We start from the raw sequence: 24,397 nt of genomic DNA, 5'->3' as shown, positions 1-24,397 counted from the left end.
TAATCGATATGAAAATTAGCGAAAATTGGTTACGTAGCTGGGTAAATCCGGCCATCGATAGTGAAACGCTGTCAAATCAACTGACAATGCTCGGTCTTGAAGTCGATGATATGTCACCGGCAGCAAAACCTTTTACCGGAGTTGTCGTGGGTGAAGTTCTAAGTGTAGAGCAGCATCCTGATGCAGACCGTCTGCGTGTAACGACTGTTAATATTGGTTCGGATGAACCTTTACAGATTGTATGCGGTGCACCTAATGTGCGTGCAGGTATGAAAGCAGCAGTCGCAACAATTGGGGCAGTTTTGCCTGGTGATTTCAAAATTAAAAAAGGCAAACTTCGTGGTGTTGAATCTCAGGGAATGCTCTGTGGTGCCTCTGAAATTGATCTTGAAGATAAACTTGATGGACTGCTTGAGCTGCCAGATGATGCACCGATTGGTATGAACGTCCGTGAATATCTTAATCTTGACGATCATGTCATTGATATCAGTATTACACCTAACCGTGGTGACTGCTTCAGCATTCGCGGTATTGCCCGTGAAATTGGAGTAATTAACCAGTTGGCAGTTACTGCACCTGAAGTTGCAGACGTTGCAGCCACTATTGCCGATGAAAAGAAAGTGATTGTGGACACTGCTGGCTGTCCACGTTACCTGGGCCGGGTTATTAAACATGTAAATACCAAAGCAGCTACTCCACTCTGGATGGAGCAGGCTCTGGCCCGTTCCGGAATTCGTCAGCATAGTATTCTGGTCGATATTACCAACTATGTATTAATGGAGCTAGGCCAACCATTACATGCTTTTGACGCTGGCAATGTACAAGGTGCGGTACATGTCCGTCAGGCAAACCCGCAAGAAAAACTGGTCTTGCTCAATGAGCAGGAAGTTACACTTTCTGAGGATATAATGGTCATAGCTGATGATGAAAAAGCATTAGCAATTGCCGGAATTATGGGAGGCCTGTCTTCTGCAGTTTCTGATGAAACTACGGAAATCTTCCTTGAGTCTGCATTCTTTGCACCACTTGCTATTGCTGGACGTGCCCGCCGTTTCGGACTGCATACGGATGCTTCACAGCGCTATGAACGTGGCGTGGATTTTGAGTTGCCAATACTGGCCATGAACCGCGCATCTCAATTGATTCAGGAACTGGCAGGTGGTGACTTCGGTCCAATTACAGTGGTGGAACAGTCTGAGCTTTTACCAACACGTGATGCCATTGAGCTGAAACAGACACAGGTTGACCAATTACTGGGTTATCAGCTTGATGGAGAGTTCATTACAGACGCTTTAACGCGTTTAGGCTGCCGGGTTGAAATACGAGCTGAAGGACACTGGATAGTTGTGCCACCTTCACATCGTTATGACTTGGCCATATATCAAGACCTGATCGAAGAAGTCGCTCGAATAGATGGTTATGACAACATCCAGATCAGTCTACCGGTCATTGATGTCAAACTGGCAAAATATCAGGATCAGCTTGAGCTTGGTCAATTACGTCAGACTATCGCAACCTTGGGATACCAGGAAGCCATCAGCTTCAGTTTTGCTGATGCTAAACTTGAAAAGCAGCTTAATCCACAGGTACATCCATTAATGTTGGCGAATCCGATCTCAAGTGATCTCGCTGCCATGCGAAGTACTTTATTATCGAGCCTGATTCCATGTGTACAATATAACCTGAACCGTCAGCAAAACCGTGTGCGCCTGTTTGAACTGGGTTTGCGCTTTGACTATCAGAATGCAACTGATATCTCTGGCCTTCAGCAAATTCCAACTCTGGCCCTTATTGCAGTTGGATCCCGTGTACCTGAGTCTTGGCATGCTAAAGCTCAAGTGATGGATTTCTTTGACTTAAAAGGTGATGTAGAAGCAATTTTGGCAGCAGCCCGGATTAAGGTCGAGTATGTTCCTTCAGAACGATCATGGTTACATCCTGGGCAGTCAGCCGAGATTCTGGTGGATGGAAAAACCGTGGGTTATCTGGGACGTTTGCATCCTTCACTTGAAGATGAGCTTGATTTAGGTATCACTTGGGTTGCCGAACTGGATCAAAAGGCTGTTTTGCAATCTTATGTATCTAATTTTACAGAATTATCACGTTTTCCATCGGTTCGACGTGATATTGCGCTTTTAATTAGTGATAAGATAAATGTTAGTGAAATTCAGCAGTTAATCGAACAAACAGGCAGTGAGCTGCTTCACTCAGCTTGGCTGTTTGATGTGTATACGGGTCAAGGTGTTGAAGAGGGCAAACGCTCACTAGCATTTGCGCTGTTGTGGCAACACCCAACACGTACGCTTGAAGATGCTGAAATTAAATCAGGTATGGATAAAATTATTGAAGTGTTGGAAAACACTTATCAAGCGACATTGAGGGCCTCATGACAGCATTAACTAAAGCAGAAATGGCCGATCATCTTAGTGAGCTTACGAGCCTGAACCGCCGTGAAGCGAAACAAATGGTTGAGTTATTTTTTGATGAGATTAGTCAAGCTTTGATTGCCGGTGAACAGGTAAAACTCTCCGGTTTTGGTAACTTTGAGTTACGCGATAAGCGCCAGCGCCCAGGTCGTAACCCAAAAACAGGTGAAGAAATTCCAATTTCAGCACGTCGTGTAGTGACTTTCCGAGCAGGACAGAAATTTAGACAACGTGTGGGGAATGAGCAGGTCGATTGACCTGCTTTTTTTAATTATTTTTAGGTCGGCTCTGGATTGTAAGACACTGGAGCAGAAATTTTTAAAAACTATAGAAGAAGAGAGGAAAGCCTGAAATATAATAAAAATGTTAGATAGAAAGATAACTTATAATTTTTTAAAGATTTAGACAATAAAAAAGAGAGCCAAAGGCTCTCTTTTTTGACAAATAATCGTATAGATTATTGAGCAGCTTTTTCAGTAGCTGGAGCGTCAGTAGCTGTAGCATTAGTTGCATTAGCATCAGCAGCTGGAGCTTTAGTTGCAGCGTCAGCAGCATCAGTAGCAGCGCCAGCAGCATCAGTAGCAGCGTCAGCAGCTTGGTCAGCAGCTTGAGCAGCATCAGTAGCAGCTTGTTCAGCAGCAGGAGCAGCTTCTACAGCAGCAGCGTCAGCAGCAGTTTCTGCTTCGTTTGCAGCAGCAGTAGCTTCAGTAGCAGCAGCGTTTGCATCAGCAGCAGCATCTTCAGTTTTTTTAGCACAACCAACGAAAGCTAGGGTAGTAGCAACTGCAGCAGCAATAGCGATTTTCTTGAATAACATGGCATCACTCTCATAAAAAAGTTGAGATTAAAAAAAACCTGAGCCAGCCTGTTTTGTGCTTTTATTATTCCTAACGTTAGATAGGTAACAACGCATGGAGCAGACTAACTGGGCTGTAAATATGCTATCACTGCCATTTTTTAATTACTACTGCCTAACCTTAAAAAAAGATCAAAAAATGCAAAAAAACGTCTGATTTTTAACAGAAAATAACAATGGAAAATGAAGAATACATTGGACAAGTACTAAATAAATGCTTAAAAGTTATAGGTTTTTTTAAATGAAGGCTTTATTAATCAAAAGCTTGTAAACAAATTAAACATGAAGTTAAGTCGTTTGTATCAATATGTAAAACTTGTCAACTAAAATATAAAGACCATCGTTATAGATGGCCTTTATATTATGAGTACTTACTTTACAGTTCTTGCTTATTGCTTGCGTTTCATCTGATCAAAGAAATCATCATTGGTCTTGGTTTCTTTCATACGGTCAAGCAGGAATTCCATAGCTGCCAGTTCATCCATAGGATGAAGAAGTTTGCGCAGAATCCAGACTTTGCGCAGATTCTCTTCACTCATCAGGCGCTCTTCACGACGCGTTCCTGATTTCTTGATATTCATGGCAGGGAAAACACGCTTTTCTGCAATACGGCGGTCTAGGGTGATTTCTTGGTTACCTGTACCTTTAAATTCCTCATAGATGACGTCATCCATCTTGCTGCCAGTTTCAATCAGGGCAGTTGAGATGATCGTCAAAGAGCCGCCTTCTTCGATATTACGTGCAGCACCGAAGAAACGTTTAGGACGTTCTAAAGCATGTGCATCTAAACCACCAGTCAGTACTTTGCCTGATGATGGAATTACCGTGTTATAAGCACGGGCCAGACGGGTAATCGAGTCAAGCAGGATTACCACATCTTTTTTATGTTCAACTAGACGTTTAGCTTTTTCAATAACCATTTCAGCTACCTGAACATGGCGAGCAGGTGATTCATCAAAGGTAGATGCTACTACTTCACCACGAACCGTCCGCTCCATTTCAGTTACTTCTTCTGGACGTTCATCGATGAGCAGCACGATCAGAAAAACTTCCGGGTTGTTACGAACAATTGACTGAGCAATATTCTGCAGCAACATGGTCTTACCGGCTTTTGGTGGCGCTACAATAATTGAACGCTGACCTTTACCAATCGGAGCAACCAGGTCAACCACACGTGCTGTCAAGTCTTCCGTTGTACCATTACCAAGTTCCATTACCAGCTGTTCGGTTGGAAAGAGTGGGGTCAGGTTTTCAAAGAGAATCTTGTTACGTGAGTTTTCAGGTGTGTCATAGTTAATCTGGTTAACTTTAAGCAGGGCAAAATAACGTTCACCCTCCTTTGGCGGGCGAATAGTACCTGTAATGGTATCACCCGTACGTAAATTAAAACGGCGAATTTGGGATGGACTGACATAGATATCGTCTGGGCCTGCGAGATACGAACCCGCAGCTGAACGTAAGAAGCCAAAACCGTCAGAGAGAATTTCAAGTACACCATCACCAAAAATTTCTTCGCCATTCATAGCATGACGTTTCAAGATGGCAAAAATAATATCTTGCTTGCGGTTACGAGCCATTCCTTCAAGGCCCATAAACTCAGCAATTTTAATAAGTTCGCCAATCGGTTTTTTCTTGAGTTCGGTTAAGTTCATAGATGGTCAGATAGGTCTAAAAAGGGACATATGAAGTGGAAGTTAAGAAGAAGCAAAAGTCGGCCGCATGCAATATGAGTAAGTCCGTCGTAATTGCACAATAACAAACTCAGATGACTGATTAGTTGTATCGAAGAGAAATGTATAAAACACTTTCTGTTGCCGAGCGGCGATCTTATGTTTTGTATCTTTTAAGAAAGTGGAGAGCGAGAATTGCTCCAACGTTTCTTGAGCATGAAATATAAGTCAGAACAGGAAGTTTGTCAATTTAAGCATGAAAAAAATACGCTATTTTATAACAGCGTATTTTTATAACGGATGTTTAAAACCAGATTAGATATTTTCGTCAATAAATGCAGCCAGTTTCGAGCGTGGAGCAGCACCTACCTGCTGACCTACAACTTCGCCATTCTTAAACATCAACAGTGCTGGAATATTACGGATATTGTATTTTACAGCCGTATCTTCGCATGAAGTCACGTCAACTTTAACGATTTTGACCTTGCCCTCGTATTCACGTGATAAATCTTCAAGTACAGGAGCAATTGCCTTACATGGGGCACACCATCCTGCCCAGAAATCTACCAGCACTGGAGTTTCAGCGTCCAGAACATCTGCCTGGAAGTTTTCATCAGTTGTATTAACAATATTAGCAGACATGGGTATGACTCCAAAAGTATTTTAAAGATAGCATTGTAATTTTGCGAATATTACACAGCCATCAGGTTCAATGAAAGAGTTAAAGTTATTTTTCCTCTTATCTGTTGTTTTGTCTAATGGAAGCTCACGATACTGACAATCGTGATACACAATCATTAAGTAAAACAAAAAATATAAACTCGAGTAAATGTTGAGTAAACGTCTTTTAAATTCATAGCATGTGAATTACTCTAAGCGACAATTCGGTGAAGGTATGTGTAAAGAATGTCTGATTTTTTGATCGATGAAGAATTGCTTGCTGCCATAGACATGGGGTCAAACAGTTTTCATCTTGCAATTGCCAGAGTTGATCATGGGGAAGTCAAAAAAGTTGCCTCAATGTCAGAAAAAGTTCAACTGGCGGCCGGCCTTGATGAAAATAAAAACTTGACTGAAGCTGCACAACAGCGGGGTTTAGCCTGCCTTGCCCGTTTTGTGGCGCGTTTGGGTTCAGTACAACCTACCCGCATGCGAATTGTAGCAACCAATGCCTTGCGTCAAGCGAAAAACGGGCATGAATTTATTCAAAAAGCTGCCGAAATCTTGCCAAAGCCGATTGAAATCATTGCAGGGCGTGAAGAAGCCCGTCTGATTTATCTGGGAGTTTCACATACTATTGCTAATGGTGGCCGCCGGCTAGTCGTCGATATTGGTGGCGGTTCAACTGAGCTGATTATTGGTGAAGAGTTTGAACCCTTGCATACTGAATCTTTACAGATGGGTTGTGTGGCCTATACCAAAGCCTATTTTGCTGACGGCTCTATTTCTGTAAAAGCTTTTGATAAAGCTGTGGTTGCTGCACGTAAAGAGCTCTCTGCAATAGCTAATACCTATAAAACTGAAGGATGGGATACTGTCGTAGGCTCAAGTGGAACCATTAAGGCCTGCCGTCAGATTATGGTTAATATGGGGTTGAGTGACGAGCAGGAAAAAGTTACCCGTGAAGGTCTATATAAATTAAAAGAGAAACTGCTTAAGTTTAAGCATGCTTCTGAAATTGATTTCGAAGGTTTAAAAGATGACCGGCGTGCTGTTTTACCTGCCGGGATTGCCATCTTGTATGCTGTATTTGAAGTCCTGGAGCTAGATAAACTGGTGTATTCAGATGGTGCACTTCGTGAAGGGGTGATGTATGACCTGTTGGGACGTTTTAAGCATGAAGATATTCGGGACCGTAGTGTACAGGCATTGATGGGACGCTATAACGCTGATCCGAAACAGGCAGAGCGTGTAGTAAAAACTGCCCAGCAACTATTTGATGGCGTGGCAGAATCATTAAATCTGACTTGTGATGATCGCGATCTGCTACGTCGTGCCGCCTATGTGCATGAAATTGGTCTTGCAATCAGTCATGGTGGATATCATCGTCATGGTGCCTATTTACTTCAACATTCCGATATTCCGGGATTCTCCCAGATTGATCAAAATCATCTGTCTCGGCTGGTGGGCTTTCATCGCCGCAAGCTGCGTCATGAAGCAAAAATTGAAGTAACGCGGGCAGGAGGCGAAAAACTGGCCTATCTTTGCCTGTTATTACGTTTAGCAGTTTTAATCAATCATAGTCGCAGTGATCAGGTGCTTCCTGCCATTGAACTGTCTGTAGTAAATGATCAACAATGGCAACTCAGTGTTTCGGGTGATGCCAAACAATGGCCTCTGCTGATTGCAGATTTGCAGGATGAGCAAGTGCAGTTCAAGCATTGGGATATTGAGTTGAATATTCAGTCGGAAAAATTTATCAATTAACTCAATTTTGTTAATTCAGGAATAATACTCGGCCTATGAAGAACAAAGCTGCTCAATCTAAAGCATGGAAAACAGTTCAAATTGCACGTCACCCGGAACGTCCGCAATTTCTGGATTATGTGGGCGAAATTTTTACAGAGTTCGATGCGTTGCATGGTGATCGCGTTTTTGGCGATGATGGCGCGATGATCGGCGGATTGGCTCGTTTTGATGGCCAGCCGGTGATGGTGGTAGGACAGCACCGCGGTCGTAGCACTCGTGAGAAATTGCAACATAATTTTGGGATGTGCAATCCTGAAGGCTATCGCAAGTCACAACGTCTACTCGATATGGCAGAGAGATTCAATCTGCCGGTATTTACGTTTATTGACACTATGGGCGCATACCCGGGTGTAGGGGCTGAAGAGCGGGGACAGGCTGAAGCTATCGCCAGTAGTCTTGCCCAGCTTTCAAGCCTGAAAGTTCCGGTTATTGCAACGGTACTGGGTGAAGGCGGTTCTGGCGGAGCGCTGGGAATCGGGGTTGCAGACCGCGTGATTATGCTGTCACACAGTATTTATTCTGTAATCTCGCCAGAAGGATGTGCCTCTATTTTATGGAAAACTGCTGAAAAGGCAGAACAGGCCAGTGAAGCGTTATCATTAACAGCAGATAAACTTCAGGCACTGGGTATTGTAGAATATGTCGTCGATGAAGGTGAGGGAGCACATTTACATCCCGAACTGGTTATGGACCGTCTTCAAGAAGTGCTTAAACAGGCACTTGATGAATTGAAAGGAATGGATGCTAGCGAACGATGCGAGGCACGTTACCAACGTTTAATGAAGTTTGGCAGCGAGAATTCAGGTCTGGTTGCTTAAAACAGCTTGAGCAGTTTTCACCAGAAACTTCTTTCCTGATCGGATGTAGTGGGGGCATGGATTCCATGCTCCTATTATATTTTATGGCGGCGCTTTGCCCCGGACGGATCAGGGCTATCTATGTTGATCACCAGTTACAGGCTCAGAGTAGGGCCTGGGGTGTTCATGTGCAAGCTGAATGTATGAAGCTTGATGTTCCATGCATTGTGCAGCCTGTACATGTAAATGCAGGTAATCTTGAACGTCAGGCCCGTGAAGCGCGCTATCAGGCTTATCATCAGCATATTAAATCTGGCGAAGTACTTGTTCTTGCCCATCATCAGCAGGATCAGGCAGAAACCGTATTGTTAAGATTGTTTTCTGGCACGGGTATTTCTGGACTCTCTGCTATGAAACAGCTGGATCAGCGTCATGAAATGCCAATCTGGCGTCCGATGCTGTCCCTCTCCCGTGAGCAGATTTGCCAATGGACTGAACAATTAAACATCAGTTTTATTGATGATCCTTCAAATAATGATACCTATTACGACCGTGCCTGGTGCCGAACAATGCTCTGGCCGCTCTTAGCTTCCCGCTTTTCTAAAATGCAGCAGGCAGTCACCCGCACAGCTTCATTAATGCAGGATGCCGATGAGATTCTGCAGGAAGTATTACAAGAGGATTTAAAAAATTGTGGCAATGCACAGCAGCTTGATCTCGCAAGATTAAAATTACTTTCAAAACCCCGACAGCGACAACTGCTTTCAGTATGGATGAAAGGTGAAGGTATATATCGGCCAGCTTTTGAAATGGTTGAGCGGATTCAGCATGAAGTTATTGCTGCCAAAGCCGATGCACAGGCGGCGCTACACTGGAACAAGTATTATTATGTTCGTTATCATGGGCAGCTTTACCGTTTACAGACAGATGAATATATGGCTGAGAAAAACAGTCAGCTCATTTCTGAACAAAGTCTTATTCCCGAGCTTTCTCATGTTTACCAAACTGCTTCTGGCCATTATCAGATTCAACCGCAAGCAGTCGGTTTATCAGCAGATTTATTGAAGCAGAATCTTGTATTAACATCGCGGCAAGGTGGGGAAAGAATTCATCTTTATGGCCGGGTAGGTGCATGGCCGCTCAAAAAGGCTATTCAGGAAGCACAAATTTTTCCTTGGCAGCGTCATCAGATTCAAATATTAAGCCGAGATAATGTTATGCTTGGGGTTTTTACGCCCAAAGGGTTTTGGTTGGCGCAATCTCCATATTGTGAGCGAGGTGGCTGGCAACCGGTATTAATCACTCAGCAACAACAAATGTAAATGACGAGCATTGAACATGAGCACAGCTTTAAATTGCAATATCTGTTTTATTGGCGGTGGCAATATGGCACAAGCCTTAATTGGTGGCCTGTTAGCACGTGGGTTGCCTGCTACCCGTATTACAGTAGCTGATCCGGTTGAACAGATTCGTTCATTGCTTCAGGAAAAAGATATCCATGTGACTGAAGACAATGTTGCAGCTATTCATGATGCCGATGTGGTCGTTCTGGCTGTTAAACCACAGGTATTGGCTAAGGTATTGCAACCTTTAAAAGGTCTGTTTGCTGGAAAACTGCTTATTTCAATTGTAGCAGGTGCTCAGATTGCAACTATCGCTGAGCTGGTCGAGAGTGATCAGGTGGTACGGGTAATGCCGAATACACCGGCACTGGTACAGACTGGTGCACACGGATTATATGCCAGCCCTGCTGTGCAGCAGGCGGACCGTGATCTGGCTAGCCAGATTCTGGCATCGACCGGTTTGACCTTGTGGGTTAATACCGAAGAACAGATTGATGCCGTTACTGCGGTCTCTGGGTCTGGCCCGGCATATTTTTTCTATATGATGGAAAGTATGATACAGGCGGGTAAAAATCTTGGTCTGGATGAGAAAGTAGCTACCGCACTGACTTTACAAACAGCTTTAGGTGCTGCACAAATGGCGATTACCAGCTCCAGCTCACCGTCTGAGTTACGTAAAAATGTAACCTCACCGAACGGCACAACACAGGCTGCACTGGAAATGTTTGATCGTGCCCAGATTTCCCAGAATATTCAGGCTGCACTTGCTGCAGCGAAAAAACGCAGCCAGGAACTCGCACAAGAGCTGAGTGAAAGCACTAAATAATTTGATTTGATTAGGAAAGTTAAAGTATGGGTGCAAATTCTGCGCTAATTTTTGGCATTATCATTAACGTAGCGATTTTGCTCGTCTTCTTCCGTTTCTTGGTCCAGTTGGCTGCGGTGAATCCTTACAACCCGGTAGTAATGTCTACGGTCAAGGCAACCAAGATTGTTGATGTGTTCGGCCGTATCCTGCCAACACTCGGTAAAGGCCGTGTAAATCTGGCAGCTCTGGTTCTGATCGTGGTGTTATATCTGCTCAAGATTTTCGGCCTGATGTATCTGTCTGGTGTTATGCCAAACAGCCCTGTGCATCTGGTGATCTTGACTTTTGTGACCATGATTCAGGATTTATTACGTTTCTGTCGCTATCTGATTTTTGCAACGATCATCCTAAGCTGGGTGGTGATGTTTACCCAGTCGCGCGGGCCTTATATTGAAGTCATTCAAGATCTGGCTGAACCTTTATTGGCACCGTTTCGCCGCTTGATGCCTAATATGGGGATGATTGACCTGTCTCCAATTTTGGCATTCCTGGCGCTCTATATTGCCGAGATTTTGATGAATGAAGTTGCCCGGATTTTGTTAGTGGGTTTATAAAGCGCTAAAATAAAAAAGGACCGTTAGGTCCTTTTTTATTTTCTGGTGATTGGGTAAAGCAAGTCGTAACTTAGTGTGCCTCTTCCCAGTTACAACCTTTACCTACTTCTACCAGTAAAGGTACAGAGATTTCGACTACCGACTCCATAACCTCAGCCAGTTGAGGGGCCAGCTCATCTGCGATATTTTCATCAACCTCGAATACCAGTTCATCATGAACCTGAAGTAATAAACGCGCCTGATCTTTCGGTAAGATTTTATCTACCGAAATCATGGCCAGTTTAATAATATCTGCCGCGCTTCCCTGTAATGGTGCGTTAATCGCAGCACGTTCAGCTGCTTTGCGTACCATCATGTTACGGGCATCAATATCTGGTGTGTATAAACGGCGACCAAATAGCGTGTCTACAAAGCCCTGTTCCAAAGCCAGTTGACGGGTACGTTGCATATACTCATAAATTCCCGGATAACGGTGAAAATACTGTTTGATATAATCCTGCGATTCCTGACGGGTAAAACCAAGCTGACGAATCAGACCGAACTCAGACATGCCATACAGTAGTCCAAAGTTTACAGCTTTAGCCTGCCGGCGCTGGTCATTGGTGACGTCTTCAAGGGCGATTCCCAAAACTTCAGCTGCTGTACGGCGATGAACATCCTGACCGTGGCGGAAAGCATCTAGCAGGGCATCATCTTGCGAGAAATGGGCCATTAAACGCAATTCGATTTGCGAATAGTCAGCAGCCAGCAAGACACGACCAGCCGGAGCAATAAAGGCTTTACGAATCTGTCGGCCAATTTCTCCGCGAATTGGAATGTTTTGTAAGTTCGGATCAGATGATGACAGACGTCCGGTGGCAGTAAGTGCCTGATGGTAGCTGGTATGTACCCGATGGGTAGAATTATTGGACTGCTTGACCAGAGCATCTGTATAGGTGCTCTTCAATTTAGCAAGACTGCGGTGTTCCAGAATTACAGCAGCAATTGGATGCTCGATTTTTTCCAGAATACTTTCGCTAGTACTGAACTGGCCTGTGGCAGTCTTTTTACCACCTTTAATGCCGAGTTTTTCAAAAAGTACTTCACCTACCTGTTTCGGAGAAGCAATATTGAACGTTTCACCAGCCATTTCCATTGCTTGCTGTTCTAGCTCTTGCATGGTTTTGGCAAACTCTACGCTGAGCTGGTCCAGAAAGCCGTGGTCTAGACGTATACCATCTTCTTCCATACCCGTCAGAATACGGGCAACCGGCATTTCAATATTATATAAAATATTGCAAAGTTCCGGATGAGCTTTTAATTTTTCAGCCAGTACTTCATAGAGGCGATAAGTAACGTGAGCATCTTCGGCTGCATAAGGTGAAGCCACTTCCAGCTCAATCTGGTTAAAACTCTTCTGCTTGGCACCTTTCCCCGCCACCTGCTCAAAGGTAGTGGTCAGGTGACTTAAATATAGGCGCGCGACATCATCCATACCATGACGGGTAGCCACCGAGTTCAGCACGTAAGAGGCCAGCATGGTGTCAAAAAACCAGCCCTTGAGTTCAATTCCATGATTGGCAAAGATATGGGCATCATATTTAAGATGATGGCCAATTTTTTCAACCTGATCATTTTCCAGAATAGGCTTGATTTGAGCCATAACCTGTTCACGGTTCAGCTGCTCAGGTGCACCTGCATAGTCATGTGCCAGAGGAACGTAATATGCATCTTTTGCATCAAAGGCGACAGAGAAGCCGACCATTTCTGCTACCCGGTAGTCCAGACTTGTTGTTTCAGTATCAATAGCAAAGCGGGTTTCGCTAGACATACGCTGAAATAACAGTTCCCAGTCTGCCTGGGTCAGCACGGTATGATAAGTTGCTTCGCCCAGCCGGTCTTCTTCACTGCTCAAAGTAGCATGTTCATCTGGTATATCTTTATTTGCAGGTAAAGCCGTAGCTTGAGCTGAAGCCTGTTTATAAGTAGTGTTATTTGGATTATGGGGGTGATCTAGGGATTGTAGCTGATTACGGAACTCAAGTTCGGTATACAGATTACGCAAGGTTTCTACATGCGGATCTGCCAGTTTTAGGTCTTCCCAGCTTATATTCAAGTCAAGATCACATACAATGGTAGCCAGCTGATGGTCAATGGTTATACCTTCGAGATTATCCTTAATACTCTGGCCGACTCTACCCTTAATATGTTCTACATTTTCTAGAATGCCCCCAAGTGAACCGTATTCATTGAGTAGTTTAGCAGCAGTTTTTGCCCCTACACCTGGTACACCCATAATACCATCTGAGGCATCACCCATCAGGGTCAGGTAGTCAATAATCTGGTGAGGCCATACTCCAAACTTCTCAAAGACTCCCTGAATATCCATCGGTTTGTCTTTAAAACTGTCTTCCAGTGTCACTTTATCTGTGACCAGCTGTGCCATATCCTTGTCACCAGTAGAGATCAGGACCTGATGGCCGGCAGCTTCAGCGCGTTTTGCCAGTGTTCCAATGATGTCATCAGCTTCGGCACCCGGCAGGGAATAAAGGGGAATACCTAAAGCCCGGATCAGGGCATGCAGATAAGGAATTTGCTGGGAGAGTTCACTTGGCATGCTTGGGCGGTCACCTTTATAAAGTGGCGACAGCTCATGGCGGAAAGTAGGCTCGGGTGTATCAAAAATTACAGCCATATGGGTGGGCTGGATGCGGCGCATCAGTTTTTGTATTGCAGAAATCGCGCCACGGATTGCATTGGTATGTAACCCGGTTGAAGTGGTTAATTGAGGCAGCGCATGAAATGCCCGGAATAAAAAATAGGACCCATCAACCAAGACAAATGGTGGCATTGAATACTTCCTTACAATCGAATGGCTTTATTCTACGTGAATTTTCTCTGCAATGCAGAATATGAATTTTGCAGCAGTTTGTATGCAAATTCTTTTATCTGATAAGAGATCGGTTAAGATAGCCAAAATTGGACAGGAATACTCAATTTGCCCATGTATAACAAAGATAAGCAGGGATATTTCATTTTTCTTCTGATCATACTTGTCGTTATTTTTGCTGGCTCTGCAGTTGTTAATTTTGAGCTTGGCATGGTCGGCGCCAGTTTATTTTTCAGCATATTACTCATCCAGCTGGTTTCAAATATGCAACAGCGTTTGCAGCAGCTAGAACAGCGGGCGAAATTTATACAGCCAGTAACCGATCTGGTTTGGCAAAAAGCAGGGATATATGCAAGTGTGCTGTTTGGGGCAGTGATCTATTTAAGTGACTGGCGCAGTATGCTCTGGCTTGCAATTATAATTTTTATCATTTGTCTGATTCATTTGCTTAACCGGTTGCAACAACGTTTGGCTAATCTGGAGCAGCATCATTCACTGGCTGAACCTTCTTTACTTCCGTTACCCGCCCGGCAACTGCAAAGCAGGCAAGAAGCAGAAATACTTTCCGAACAGACTTCTCCTTCAGGGCCAGCTCATACCGGATCTTCTGTTACCGAACCAGATAGAGTACCAGCAGTAGCACCAGAACCGGCTGCTTCAAGCTGGTGGCAGCCTGCCATTAACTGGATGGTACATGGTAATCCAATCTTGCGAGTCGCTGTGGCAGTGCTGATGATCGGAGTCATATTATTACTCCGCTTTGCCAGTGAACACTGGCAACTCAGCTTGGGTTTTCGCTTAGGGTTTATTGCTTGTATTGGCGGTGCTATTACATTTTTTGGCTATAGTCTGCAAAAGAGAAATCTTTTATTTGCTGTTGCATTACAGGGGGTAGGACTCGCTGTTATTTTCCTGACACTGGTATTTGCCCATCATTATGGAGTTATTACCAGCCTGTCTATAGCCAGTATGCTCTTTGCAGCACTGTTGATAGTGACCAGTTATTTGAGCCTCAAACAGCATGCTGTTTATCTGGCTATACTAGCTTTAGGAATGGCCTATGCGGCGCCCCTGGTCATTCCACAGTATCATCCGGATACAGTGTTTTTACTGGGCTATTATTTATTAATTAATCTGGCAGTGGCTGTAGTTAATTTTGTTCAGTCCTGGAAAATTCTTAATCACATTGCATTCTTCGTCACCATGCTGTTAGGTGGTAGTGTCATCGTCATATATAGCGAAGCAAAACAGTATCTCATCCTTGATCTCATCATCTGGCTGCATATTCTGCTCTTTATCTGGCTAAGTATTCGCTACAGCCAGTTAATTGCACGTAAACACGCATTAAGTTTAAGACAATTACTTAGCCATCCTGAGCAAGAACAGGGCCGTTTACAGCCATTGCTTGATGTGAGCCTGATCTTTAGTGTGCCCGTGCTGGGTTTTTCCCTGCATGCCTGGTTAATGCGCGATAACACATTTGCTTTGACTCTAGGTGCTGCCTTGCTGGCGCTCATCTATGCCGGATTAACACTCTGGATTCGTCAGCGACAGCAGGAGCTATCTTTACTCGCTAAAAGTTTCTTTATTTTATCGGTTGCTTTTATTGCGCTAATTTTTCCGCTGGCCCAAGGGGCACACTGGAGCACCATTGGCTGGGTCGTACAGGGCGCCGCTCTAATTGTCTGGGGCGTAACTGAACGCTACCGATTTAGCCGTTATATTGGGGTAGCATTACTTTTGCTAAGTTCAGTGACCCTGTTTTATCAAATCTGGAGCCAAATCCAGTTTCCGGTTTTAAGTACAGCAATTTATGCGTTTGCCCAGCTGATATCAGTATATTACCTGTTACAGCATCAGCCCTCTGAAGAAAGGTATTTTAGTAGCAGTGTATTAAGCTGTATTTTACTGGCTTTAGGTCTTTATGCGGGAGCCGCCGCCGCTGTACACAGTCTTGGTCTGCAAGGGCAGGGTTTAAGCCCATATCTGGCTATGGCAGCTCTTTTATCTGCAGTATTTACAGCATTTATGCACTGGAAAACCCAAGTAAATTGGTTGCTGGTACAGTTATTTATCAATACGCTATTTTTATTATTTTTAGGTGCTGCGATCTGGCAGGAAAATTTGTGGACTAATCTGGCATGGAGTACATCGGGGTCTCAATATTCGTTCCTGTTTGCTTCGGCCGTTACTGCTTTTATAACATTATGGACAAAACCTGAACATAACAGTCAATCAGTAAAAGAATTTTGGGCTGCGGTTAGCTGGTTATTGTTGGCTGTTACTGGTTTGGCTATTTTGCCAACAACGCCACTTCTGGCACTGGGCTTAATTCCTGCATTGTATGGCGCTTGGGTAATTTACTCAAAAACACCTTTACTGATGCATTCTATTACAGTGTGGTGTTTAAGTCTGTTGTGGCTGACTGGCCTGAGCATTGATGTTCAGGTTGCTGAATATGCCTACTGGACAGTAATTCTTAATCCTGCCGATCTGCTTTCGATTGGAGTAATGGCTGGTTTACTCTGGGCGATTTATCAATATCGATTCCATGATAAAAATCTGGAATGGACATTCAAGATTGGTTCGATTCTGGTGAGCTTGCTGGTTATGAGCAGTATCATGGTACGTGGCTTACATCATTACATGGGTACGCCACTTTGGGGAACAGCAATTTGGAGTAATGGGACAGTTCAGCTCAGTTTAACCCTGTTGTGGGTTATCCTTGCTTTTATCCTGATGACGCTGGCCAGTCGCCGCTTGTTGCGACAGATCTGGTTTATCGGTGCAGCCTTACTGGCTATTGTAGTGGCAAAACTGGTCTTTCTGGATCTATCGCAAAGTGGCACTATTACCCGGGTGTTCTCGTTTATTGGGGCCGGAATCGTGATGCTGATTATTGCTTATCTGGCACCTCTGCCACCTGCCATACAACAGTCGACAGATGATGAGCCTAAAGTTTAGGCTCACGTTTTATTTCTCTGGCATTCGCATATGTATCAATATCTTCATTAGCCAATGCAGCAGTGAGAGGGGGGCGGTCAACAAAGCCCATTTTGGGAACAGGAATTTCAATCTGATTATCGACAAAGCCATTACGGATCAATTCCTGCATTTCATCACGGACCTGCAGATAATTTTCCCGGCTACACCATACGGCGAACAATAGTTCAATTGATGATTCTCGAAATGCCGTTACTGTCACTGCCGGTTTAGGTTCGTCCAAAACCAGAGGATACTTATTGGCAACTTCCAGCAGAACTTCCCGTACTTTAATAATATCTTCATGGAAATTAATCGCGAGGGTAATGGGGATGCGCCGTATAGGAAATTTTGACAGATTCATGACTGGTGCCCGAATCAGCTGTTCATTCGGCAAACGCACATAAACATTATCGAGGGTGAGCAATTTGACCGAAAGCAGATCAATTGACAGAACCTCGCCTTCAATCACATGGCCACGGATGAGAGTAATCTGGATGGTATCACCGACCTCAAAGGAACCTTCACCAATCAGGAAGAGACCGCTAATCAGGTTGGTTGCAGAGGTCTGCGAAGCAAAACCTAAAGCTACTGTTAAAATACCGGCGGCGCCAAGAAAAACGCTAAGTTTGAAACCGGCTTCCTTTAAACTGGCAATTACAAAAAGCAGAAAGATAAAATAAAAAATACCGCGGCGCCAGACTAGGCGCTGATGAGCATTAAAACGTAAACCTACCGTACGGATAAAAGTATTGGAAATTACCCGGGCAATCAAGAAACCAATCAGGCAAAGTACCAGCCCCACCAAGATTTCACTTAAACGGTCCAGATTAATATTGGTAAAGATTCCTTTGAGGCTTTGGGTCACTTCTTTTGGAATATTTGTATCAGCCATGACCACCTCTTAGAAGAATGAATCAAACATGTTAAATAGTGCTCCACCTGGAGAGCGCGGGGGATGAATATACTGAACCTCGCCAGCCAGAGGCGGGGTCTGGTTTTCAATTCTTACCCGCGGAGGACGGTCCAGTCCTTCATGCAGAACTTTAATCTGTGAAGTCCATAAACGGCCAGTTTTTCCGCTATAAAACAAAGGCAAGGCAGGTACAGGCACATTCATGCGGTCAAAACGCAGCTGCTGATTGCTGGTATTATGAAAATGAATAGGGGTTACTGCGCGAAAAGCACGCGGTTTAAGCTGGCTTAGTTCAGTACGGCCATCCACTGCAGTGGCATAGCACATTTCACCGGTACGCTGGTCTGGGCCAAACCAAGTATCTTTAGAAAGAATGACCGGTAAATCGAATAAAGGATCTCGCTGACTTTCTACAAAACCGGCAATCCATAAGGGAGTGCTGATATAAAGCGTACCGCGTTGCCCTGCTGGAATGTAAATTGGATTGACCGGTTTAATTACGACAGAGCGGTCAGCCAGACGAGGCATGAGCTGGAATTTGCTATGTGTTTTTTTAAACATATAACGTTCAATCTCAACCGGCTGTGGAAAGATAAAATCTGGTTCTTCAATGATACGCCATTCCTGCTCATCATCATGCTGAAACTGTGGTCGATGATATTCAAGTTGCCACTCGCGCTGACTGCGAGTCAGACGAAAAAATAATGAACCGAACTGCCAGGCTTTATTCTGGTTCATATCAAATTGCTGTTCACCCCACCACTTGATAGTAGAAGATTCAGGCTCGAAATTTTCATTGTAATTTGTCAAGACCAGTTATTCCTTTCATCACATCTTTAGCAAAAAACAGACTTCACGCTGTCATATGCATAGAGTACACTCAAAACCAATTTTTCTATTATTATAAGTTGTGATGCAAATACTTAAACAACTACAAATACCTTACAGTTTTGCAAAACGTCATGGCGTCATCTTGCGTTATGAAGGGGACCAAGTCTATATCATGCGTCGTGAAGACACGACTCCCCTTGCTTTGCAGGAGGCTCGTCGGCTACTGGGCCGCCCGGTACATTATCAGTTATGCAGTGCGCAAGAGTTCAATAGTTTATTAGGATCCAGTTATGCCGGTGATACCGGTGAATCACAGCAGGTAGCTGCAGGGCTCGAAGACCATCCGGATTTGCTGAGCCTGGCAGATCAGGTACCTGAAGCAGAAGACCTGATGGATCAGGAAGATGATGCACCCATCGTTCGTCTGATTAATGCCTTGCTGTCTGAGGCAATTCGTGTCGGTGCATCCGATATCCATATTGAATCTTTTGAGAAAAAACTTTCAGTTCGTCTGCGGGTCGATGGACAGTTGCGAGAAATCGTTCAGCCACGGCGGGAGCTTGCACCTTTGCTGGTGTCCCGGATTAAAGTAATGGCCCGTCTGGATATTGCCGAAAAACGTATTCCACAAGATGGCCGTATTTCACTTCGTCTTGCCGGACGCGAAGTTGATGTTCGTGTTTCGACCTTACCTTCTTCGCATGGTGAGCGGGTTGTTATGCGTCTGCTCGACAAACAGGCGGGTCGTCTTAATATGACGCATCTCGGCCTGATTGCAGAAGATTATGAACGGTTAAAAACTTTGGTGCACCGACCCCATGGTATTATTCTGGTGACCGGTCCAACCGGTTCTGGTAAAACCACGACTTTATATGCGGCTTTGTCTGATCTGAATGATGGTAGCCGTAATATCCTGACAGCCGAAGATCCTATTGAATACCAACTTGAAGGAATTGGCCAGACCCAGGTTAATACCAAAGTAGATATGACTTTTGCGCGGGCTTTAAAAGCTATGCTGCGTCAGGACCCAGATGTGGTTATGGTCGGGGAAATTCGTGATCTGGAAACAGCTGAAATCGCAGTGCAGGCCTCTTTGACCGGCCACCTTGTACTTTCTACACTCCATACCAATACCGCTATTGGTGCAGTAACACGTCTAAAAGATATGGGCATTGAACCTTTTTTACTTTCAAGTTCTTTAATTGGTGTGGTGGCTCAGCGTCTGGTACGTACTTTATGTGCACATTGTGTTAATTGGCGTGAGGCTGATAGTTTTGAGCAGCATATCTTTAACTCTTTTGAACAGATAGAACCAGTTCGTTTACCTGTACCTAAGGGCTGCGAACACTGTGCCCATACCGGCTTTACTGGGCGTACAGCTATTTATGAGATTGTTCCGATTGATGAGCAGATGCGCCGTCTGATTCATGGGAATGCAGCAGAGTATGAGCTGGAAAATTTTGCCCGCAGACATGCAGGTTCAATTCGCGAAGACGGCTTGCGTAAAGTATTGCAGGGTAAAACAACTTTAGAAGAAGTGCTTCGCGTTACCAATGAAGCAGCCGAATAAGTCATTTTATAAGAATATTAATCAGGGCATTATAAAATTCTGTTTTTGAATTTTATAATGCCATTTTACTTTTAAGTCGTAATTTTTAAATCAACATTAATATTATTGCGAGTCGCGTTTGAATATGGACAGACAATATGAGCAGCTTCAACCAGTTTTTCCGCTTCAGTCTGGTCCATTCCTTCTAAATGAATATTGAGTGTGACTTCAATACCAAAACCGGTCGGTATCGGCCCAATTCCTACTTCGCCGTCAATATAAGCATCTTTAGGCATGCTATATTTATCACGGCCCGCAACAAATTTCATTGCACCCAAGAAGCAGGCAGAATAGCCAGCCGCAAATAATTGTTCAGGGTTAGTGCCACCACCAGGACCGCCCATTTCCTTTGGTACAGCCAGTTTTACATCTAAAATCTCGTCAGATGAGGTTGCGCGACCATCACGGCCACCTGTTGCTTTTGCATGTGCACGATAAACTACTTTTTCTAAAGCCATTTTATTACCTATAAGCGAATAGTTGTAGTGTTATCGTGGCGTATTAAAGACCAGAATAAATTGGTTTTTTTGTAAAAAAATCTAAAACTAAATTAAATCAGAACGTGACCAGTTTTCGATGTTGCATGAGAGGCATAGAGCTACGTACAGACTGCTGTTCTTGCAGGTCAAAAGGAACGGTAATCAGGCCCGGACCTTCATTGTTAACCATAGCCAGCAGCTGGCCGCGTGAGTCTGCTGCGGCTGTATGTCCCCAAGTCTGGCGCTTTTCACCATGCCAACCCTGCTGCGCTGCACCTAAAACCTGACATTGGCTATCCATTGCGCGAGCTTGTAAAAGTAACTGCCAGTGTAATTGGCCTGTAGTGTAAGTAAAAGCAGCTGGCGCAGTTAAAATATTAGCACCACGCTGACGTAGGGTTAGAGCCAGCTCTGGAAAGCGAAGGTCATAACACACCATAAGCCCGATTTGGCCAAATGGTGTATGAATAACTACAGGCTCGTCACCAGGTTCAAATACTTTAGATTCCTGGTAACCACCTACAGCATCCCCAACCTGAACATCAAACAGATGAATTTTGTCATAACGTCCTTCGGTTTTTTCCGGACTGATACATAAACTGGTCGTACGTACCCGACCATCTTTTATGGTAGAGCCATCAGGACGAAACGGGCAGGGCAATGTACCTGCAATGATCCAAAGATTATAATGATGTGCCAGCTGCTCTAACCGGCGCTGAATATGTTCAAACTGTTCAGCCGTTTCACGCTGTTTACCTGCTGCAAAACAGACGAAATTTTCCGGAAATACAATAAGCTCGGCACCTTCAGCCTTACTCTGCTGCATCAAACGTTCAATCTCGATGAAGTTATCTTCAATCAGATTTTGGGAATTCATTTGAACAACAGAAAGTAATGGCATCAGCTACTCCGTTTGTTTAGGCTTCAGGTCGAAGGCGCATTTTTACGTTCAGATACCTGATCCAGTGTATCCTGTTCTTTTTGCAACTGTTTCACCAGAGGTTCAAACATGTTCTGGTTATTCTGGTTGAGTTTCATTAGGGTTCGGTGAGCATCGAGTACAGTAGTCAACATAGCACCATGAGTTACATGCTCTTCAACAAGTGTACGTGTGCAAACGTTTGGATCACCGCAGTAATTTAAAATTACAAAAACCTGCCCCAGCCCCATACTATTGGCCAGAGTCGTAATATCGGAATTGGTAGAGAGCATGACAGCCTGAATATTATGGGTCTGCTTAAGTTTTAAGCCCAGCTTCGCCAAAATACCTAATACAGTACTGTCAATAAAAGTGGTCTGGGTCAAATCGACGATTGCACCCACGACACCTGCTTGTTGCTCAATTTTACCAAGTAGTTTGTCTAGACTTATACAAGATTGGGCTCGCACTTCACCAATAAGTTTGAAAATATGCGTTCCATTCAAGCTTGCATATTCAACATGACCTGTTGACATATAAATGCCATTTGCAGAGAAGGATATGAAAATTATCACATAGGGGGGCTACAGACTCAAGTGGCCGATAGTCATCATAGCTATAGCTAAAGAGTATTATATTGATAAATCAGTTAATTCTTTCGACATAGACTTAAGATAGCAATGTCATCTGCAACATGACTCGGAGGCTCAAATGACTGTTTTTCCAGATGTTGGACCAGTTGTTCAAACTGTTCATTCAAACGCCCATCAAAGGGTTCAAGGGCGCCATCTGAACAGATAATGAACCGTGCATGCTGGTTCAGATAACATTCAAACTCTTCAACTTCTAGATCATCTGTCAAGCCTAATGGAAAGCTGCTCGTACTTAAAATTTTCGGTGGTTTATGTGGTTCAAACAAAATAGCGGGCGGATAATGTCCCGCGCTGGACCAGCGGAGTTGATGGGTTTCGAGGTTTAAAATTCCGGCAATCATGGTGATATGCTTTTCAATATTTTCTTGCATCAGCATACCGTTTAGTTTCTTGATCAGTTCACAGGGTGTTTTAGAGCGTCCATGAAAGGCAGCCATCCATGAGGTTAACAAGCTGCTGGTTACCCCATGGCCTGAAACATCTGCTAAATAGAAAATAATTTCTTTATCATTCAGCTTCCAGTAGTCATACCAGTCACCGGACAGATAGGCTGAAGGTTGAAAAAAAGTTTCTATTTCATAATCTTTTAAGGCTAAAGGATTAGGTAAAAGACGTTTTTGCAGTTCTGCGGCTGAGGGCAGATCACGACTATCCTGATTACGTTTATACTGTGCATCTATTTTTAACAACGCCTGATCAGGCTGATCCGGTAGATCATTCCAAATCCAGCCAGCTAACGCTCCCTGTTCCCAGGCTTTGGCAAGTGCAGCCCCCTCATGCTGAAAAGCAATAACTACAGTAGGTAAATTCCACTGATAAACCAGGAAATCTTCTACATCTGCAATTGCAATAATTGTCGGGTCGTATAAATCGATATCCTCAATATGAATCATTTGCAGATTCGGAAGCGCATGTAAAGCCCGATCCAAATAAGGAATAGGGCGAGTGGGCTGAATAAAATACATAAGAGGCGTTGATTTACCTGTTTTAAACAAATTTTAAGTTCATCATAATAGATATACTAATTATATAAATCAAAGTGTTGCTAGAGTAACTGAAAAGGATCTAGCAAAACTATTTATCAATTAGTTAATCCGAGATAATTTCAGGATCCGCATTTTCATCATCTGCCTCATCATCAATAAAAGTGATTTCAGCATCAGTGCCCTTTTTCTGGGCAATCTCATAGTTTTTACGCTGTAAATAAATATCACGGATGGCAGCATAACGGTCGCCCTGTAAGACATCTTCAACATCAAGTAGCTGGGAACGAATATCGATACCACGTAGCATCTGGTCCCCCCAGTAAAGGCCCTCGTGATCTTCAAAAATATATTTTTGTGGTCGTGCCTGACTGTCTACTACGCGACCTACAGTATCACGAAAAGTACTCGGACCTAAAACAGGTAATACCAGATAAGGCCCGGACGGCACTCCCCAATAGCCCAAAGTTGTACCAAAGTTCTCGTCTTCACTCTCTAAACCTACACGTCTCGCTGGATCAGCAAAACCTAAACTGGATAGGGTATTTACTGTAAAACGACCAAGAGTTTTTGCTGCGCGGGCCGGACGTCCTTGCATAAGCTGGTTTACTGCGTTCCAGGGTTCACCTAAATTCTTGCGGAAATTGCGGTAGGTTCCCCGCACATCAGTAGGTATCTTTTCTACATATTGCACAGCAACCGGTCGAATAATAGTGCGATCAAGCGCATCGTTTAATTCATAGATCTGACGATTCAGAGGTTGTAAAGGATCTTTGACCTCCTCAGGCTGTGCTGCATTAGCATTTACCTTTAAGTCTTGACGGGTAACATTCTTGAGCTGCCTTAAAGCTTCTAAACGAGAAGGATGAGACGGATGATCCGGATCAATCACCTCAGCATCAGGAACCTGTTCTGCTGAAGCCGAAACAGGCTGGGCAATCTCCTGAGCGAAACTAGAAGAAGCAAAACCGGCAGCCAGTAAGCTTGCCCATAAAAAATGAAAGTGAGGCATAAAAATTCCTAAAACTTCTACAAGCAGTATTAAAGCAAATTTGTTTGAAATATGGTGAAAAAAAGATGTTTTGTTTAAGAATTATCCAGATGAACGATATTTTGTAAAATACCGCTTGCGTTAGGGAATAAATGGCCTATAATGCACATCCATCGGCGGTG

20 protein-coding genes are annotated in these 24,397 nt (G+C 43.9%); 9 read left to right on the top strand and 11 right to left on the bottom strand.

The genetic code is table 11. The annotated features are described in order from the left end of the window. Nucleotides 1–8: 8 nt before the first annotated feature. Together pheT and B3X18_RS14705 are read left to right on the top strand one after the other, a co-directional pair. Nucleotides 9–2,390, top strand: a complete 2,382-nt coding sequence (pheT, locus tag B3X18_RS14710; protein ID WP_005016173.1) for a phenylalanine--tRNA ligase subunit beta — start codon at nt 9–11, stop codon at nt 2,388–2,390. Then, nucleotides 2,387–2,683, top strand: a complete 297-nt coding sequence (locus B3X18_RS14705; RefSeq protein WP_005016170.1) for an integration host factor subunit alpha — start codon at nt 2,387–2,389, stop codon at nt 2,681–2,683. Before pheT ends, B3X18_RS14705 begins: the two co-directional genes overlap by 4 nt. Nucleotides 2,684–2,883: 200 nt before the next feature. Here B3X18_RS14705 and B3X18_RS14700 read toward each other — a convergent pair whose 3' ends face one another. The 3 genes from B3X18_RS14700 to trxA form a co-directional block, all read right to left on the bottom strand. Beyond that, nucleotides 2,884–3,243 carry a hypothetical protein gene (locus tag B3X18_RS14700; protein WP_005016168.1) on the bottom strand — a complete coding sequence of 120 codons (360 nt, stop codon included), beginning with the start codon at nt 3,241–3,243 and terminating at the stop codon, nt 2,884–2,886. A 428-nt stretch (nt 3,244–3,671) separates the two neighbouring features. After that, nucleotides 3,672–4,934: a transcription termination factor Rho gene (rho, locus tag B3X18_RS14695; RefSeq protein WP_005016165.1), complete on the bottom strand. Its 1,263-nt coding sequence runs from the start codon at nt 4,932–4,934 to the stop codon at nt 3,672–3,674. Between the two features lie 333 nt (nt 4,935–5,267). Then, nucleotides 5,268–5,594 carry a thioredoxin gene (gene trxA, locus B3X18_RS14690; RefSeq protein ID WP_005016162.1) on the bottom strand — a complete coding sequence of 109 codons (327 nt, stop codon included), beginning with the start codon at nt 5,592–5,594 and terminating at the stop codon, nt 5,268–5,270. Nucleotides 5,595–5,858: 264 nt separating this feature from the next. On the opposite strand from trxA, the gene ppx reads away from it, so the two are divergent. Genes ppx through B3X18_RS14665 form a run of 5 tightly spaced genes read left to right on the top strand, consistent with a single transcriptional unit; the run spans nt 5,859 to nt 10,983 of the window. Further along, nucleotides 5,859–7,379 (top strand): exopolyphosphatase, encoded by a 1,521-nt coding sequence (gene ppx, locus B3X18_RS14685; protein ID WP_005016160.1) that lies wholly within the window; start codon nt 5,859–5,861, stop codon nt 7,377–7,379. Between the two features lie 35 nt (nt 7,380–7,414). Next, nucleotides 7,415–8,239 (top strand): acetyl-CoA carboxylase carboxyltransferase subunit alpha, encoded by an 825-nt coding sequence (locus B3X18_RS14680; RefSeq protein WP_005016159.1) that lies wholly within the window; start codon nt 7,415–7,417, stop codon nt 8,237–8,239. After that, complete coding sequence (tilS, locus tag B3X18_RS14675) at nt 8,176–9,540, top strand: tRNA lysidine(34) synthetase TilS (RefSeq protein WP_081402542.1); 1,365 nt, start codon at nt 8,176–8,178, stop codon at nt 9,538–9,540. Before B3X18_RS14680 ends, tilS begins: the two co-directional genes overlap by 64 nt. A gap of 16 nt (nt 9,541–9,556) precedes the next feature. Further along, the gene (proC, locus tag B3X18_RS14670; RefSeq protein ID WP_005023535.1) at nt 9,557–10,387 is read left to right on the top strand and encodes a pyrroline-5-carboxylate reductase; all 831 of its coding nucleotides are present in this window, start codon (nt 9,557–9,559) and stop codon (nt 10,385–10,387) included. Nucleotides 10,388–10,413: 26 nt separating this feature from the next. Continuing rightward, the gene (locus B3X18_RS14665; protein WP_005016149.1) at nt 10,414–10,983 is read left to right on the top strand and encodes a YggT family protein; all 570 of its coding nucleotides are present in this window, start codon (nt 10,414–10,416) and stop codon (nt 10,981–10,983) included. Nucleotides 10,984–11,053: 70 nt separating this feature from the next. Here the strand turns inward: B3X18_RS14665 and polA are convergent, their stop codons facing one another. Continuing rightward, nucleotides 11,054–13,813, bottom strand: coding sequence for a DNA polymerase I (gene polA / locus B3X18_RS14660; RefSeq protein ID WP_034670158.1), 2,760 nt, complete (start codon nt 13,811–13,813; stop codon nt 11,054–11,056). Between the two features lie 153 nt (nt 13,814–13,966). Between polA and B3X18_RS14655 the strand changes: the two genes are divergently transcribed. Next, complete coding sequence (locus B3X18_RS14655) at nt 13,967–16,816, top strand: DUF2339 domain-containing protein (protein ID WP_005023539.1); 2,850 nt, start codon at nt 13,967–13,969, stop codon at nt 16,814–16,816. Here B3X18_RS14655 and B3X18_RS14650 read toward each other — a convergent pair. Together B3X18_RS14650 and B3X18_RS14645 are read right to left on the bottom strand one after the other, a co-directional pair. Further along, nucleotides 16,806–17,729 (bottom strand): mechanosensitive ion channel family protein, encoded by a 924-nt coding sequence (locus tag B3X18_RS14650; protein WP_005023542.1) that lies wholly within the window; start codon nt 17,727–17,729, stop codon nt 16,806–16,808. The two genes, B3X18_RS14655 and B3X18_RS14650, sit on opposite strands and share 11 nt — an antisense overlap. 9 nt (nt 17,730–17,738) lie before the next feature. Next, nucleotides 17,739–18,560, bottom strand: coding sequence for a hypothetical protein (locus B3X18_RS14645; protein WP_005023544.1), 822 nt, complete (start codon nt 18,558–18,560; stop codon nt 17,739–17,741). 103 nt (nt 18,561–18,663) lie between these two features. Here B3X18_RS14645 and gspE point away from each other — a divergent pair, with 103 nt between their 5' ends. After that, entirely contained in the window at nt 18,664–20,151 is a 1,488-nt protein-coding gene (gene gspE, locus B3X18_RS14640) for a type II secretion system ATPase GspE (protein WP_005023546.1), read from the top strand. A 71-nt stretch (nt 20,152–20,222) separates the two neighbouring features. Here the strand turns inward: gspE and B3X18_RS14635 are convergent, their stop codons facing one another. From B3X18_RS14635 to B3X18_RS14615, 5 genes are all read right to left on the bottom strand, one after another. Then, nucleotides 20,223–20,648, bottom strand: a complete 426-nt coding sequence (locus B3X18_RS14635; protein ID WP_005016136.1) for an organic hydroperoxide resistance protein — start codon at nt 20,646–20,648, stop codon at nt 20,223–20,225. Nucleotides 20,649–20,745: 97 nt separating this feature from the next. Then, nucleotides 20,746–21,570, bottom strand: coding sequence for a carbon-nitrogen hydrolase family protein (locus tag B3X18_RS14630; protein WP_017400793.1), 825 nt, complete (start codon nt 21,568–21,570; stop codon nt 20,746–20,748). A gap of 23 nt (nt 21,571–21,593) precedes the next feature. Further along, complete coding sequence (gene gigB / locus B3X18_RS14625; RefSeq protein ID WP_005016131.1) at nt 21,594–22,124, bottom strand: anti-anti-sigma factor GigB; 531 nt, start codon at nt 22,122–22,124, stop codon at nt 21,594–21,596. Between the two features lie 113 nt (nt 22,125–22,237). Then, complete coding sequence (gene gigA, locus B3X18_RS14620; RefSeq protein WP_005016128.1) at nt 22,238–23,206, bottom strand: RsbU family protein phosphatase GigA; 969 nt, start codon at nt 23,204–23,206, stop codon at nt 22,238–22,240. 124 nt (nt 23,207–23,330) lie between these two features. Continuing rightward, nucleotides 23,331–24,236 carry an MlaA family lipoprotein gene (locus tag B3X18_RS14615; protein ID WP_005023548.1) on the bottom strand — a complete coding sequence of 302 codons (906 nt, stop codon included), beginning with the start codon at nt 24,234–24,236 and terminating at the stop codon, nt 23,331–23,333. Between the last annotated feature and the right edge of the window lie 161 nt (nt 24,237–24,397).

Source organism: Acinetobacter sp. UBA6571 (assembly GCF_002434085.1).
In the GTDB taxonomy this organism is placed as follows: domain Bacteria; phylum Pseudomonadota; class Gammaproteobacteria; order Pseudomonadales; family Moraxellaceae; genus Acinetobacter; species Acinetobacter radioresistens.
The sequence above is the reverse complement of the archived record's forward strand: the minus strand, read 5'-3'. Positions and strand labels throughout refer to the sequence as shown.

Excerpts from the sequence above, each read along its gene's own strand:
- pheT (WP_005016173.1), top strand. The coding sequence starts at position 9 with ATGAAAATTAGCGAAAATTGGTTACGTAGCTGGGTAAATCCGGCCATC.
- B3X18_RS14705 (WP_005016170.1), top strand. The coding sequence starts at position 2,387 with ATGACAGCATTAACTAAAGCAGAAATGGCCGATCATCTTAGTGAGCTT.
- B3X18_RS14700 (WP_005016168.1), bottom strand. The coding sequence starts at position 3,243 with ATGTTATTCAAGAAAATCGCTATTGCTGCTGCAGTTGCTACTACCCTA.
- rho (WP_005016165.1), bottom strand. The coding sequence starts at position 4,934 with ATGAACTTAACCGAACTCAAGAAAAAACCGATTGGCGAACTTATTAAA.
- trxA (WP_005016162.1), bottom strand. The coding sequence starts at position 5,594 with ATGTCTGCTAATATTGTTAATACAACTGATGAAAACTTCCAGGCAGAT.
- ppx (WP_005016160.1), top strand. The coding sequence starts at position 5,859 with ATGTCTGATTTTTTGATCGATGAAGAATTGCTTGCTGCCATAGACATG.
- B3X18_RS14680 (WP_005016159.1), top strand. The coding sequence starts at position 7,415 with ATGAAGAACAAAGCTGCTCAATCTAAAGCATGGAAAACAGTTCAAATT.
- tilS (WP_081402542.1), top strand. The coding sequence starts at position 8,176 with ATGCGAGGCACGTTACCAACGTTTAATGAAGTTTGGCAGCGAGAATTC.
- proC (WP_005023535.1), top strand. The coding sequence starts at position 9,557 with ATGAGCACAGCTTTAAATTGCAATATCTGTTTTATTGGCGGTGGCAAT.
- B3X18_RS14665 (WP_005016149.1), top strand. The coding sequence starts at position 10,414 with ATGGGTGCAAATTCTGCGCTAATTTTTGGCATTATCATTAACGTAGCG.
- polA (WP_034670158.1), bottom strand. The coding sequence starts at position 13,813 with ATGCCACCATTTGTCTTGGTTGATGGGTCCTATTTTTTATTCCGGGCA.
- B3X18_RS14655 (WP_005023539.1), top strand. The coding sequence starts at position 13,967 with ATGTATAACAAAGATAAGCAGGGATATTTCATTTTTCTTCTGATCATA.
- B3X18_RS14650 (WP_005023542.1), bottom strand. The coding sequence starts at position 17,729 with ATGGCTGATACAAATATTCCAAAAGAAGTGACCCAAAGCCTCAAAGGA.
- gspE (WP_005023546.1), top strand. The coding sequence starts at position 18,664 with ATGCAAATACTTAAACAACTACAAATACCTTACAGTTTTGCAAAACGT.
- B3X18_RS14635 (WP_005016136.1), bottom strand. The coding sequence starts at position 20,648 with ATGGCTTTAGAAAAAGTAGTTTATCGTGCACATGCAAAAGCAACAGGT.
- B3X18_RS14630 (WP_017400793.1), bottom strand. The coding sequence starts at position 21,570 with ATGCCATTACTTTCTGTTGTTCAAATGAATTCCCAAAATCTGATTGAA.
- gigB (WP_005016131.1), bottom strand. The coding sequence starts at position 22,124 with ATGTCAACAGGTCATGTTGAATATGCAAGCTTGAATGGAACGCATATT.
- gigA (WP_005016128.1), bottom strand. The coding sequence starts at position 23,206 with ATGTATTTTATTCAGCCCACTCGCCCTATTCCTTATTTGGATCGGGCT.
- B3X18_RS14615 (WP_005023548.1), bottom strand. The coding sequence starts at position 24,236 with ATGCCTCACTTTCATTTTTTATGGGCAAGCTTACTGGCTGCCGGTTTT.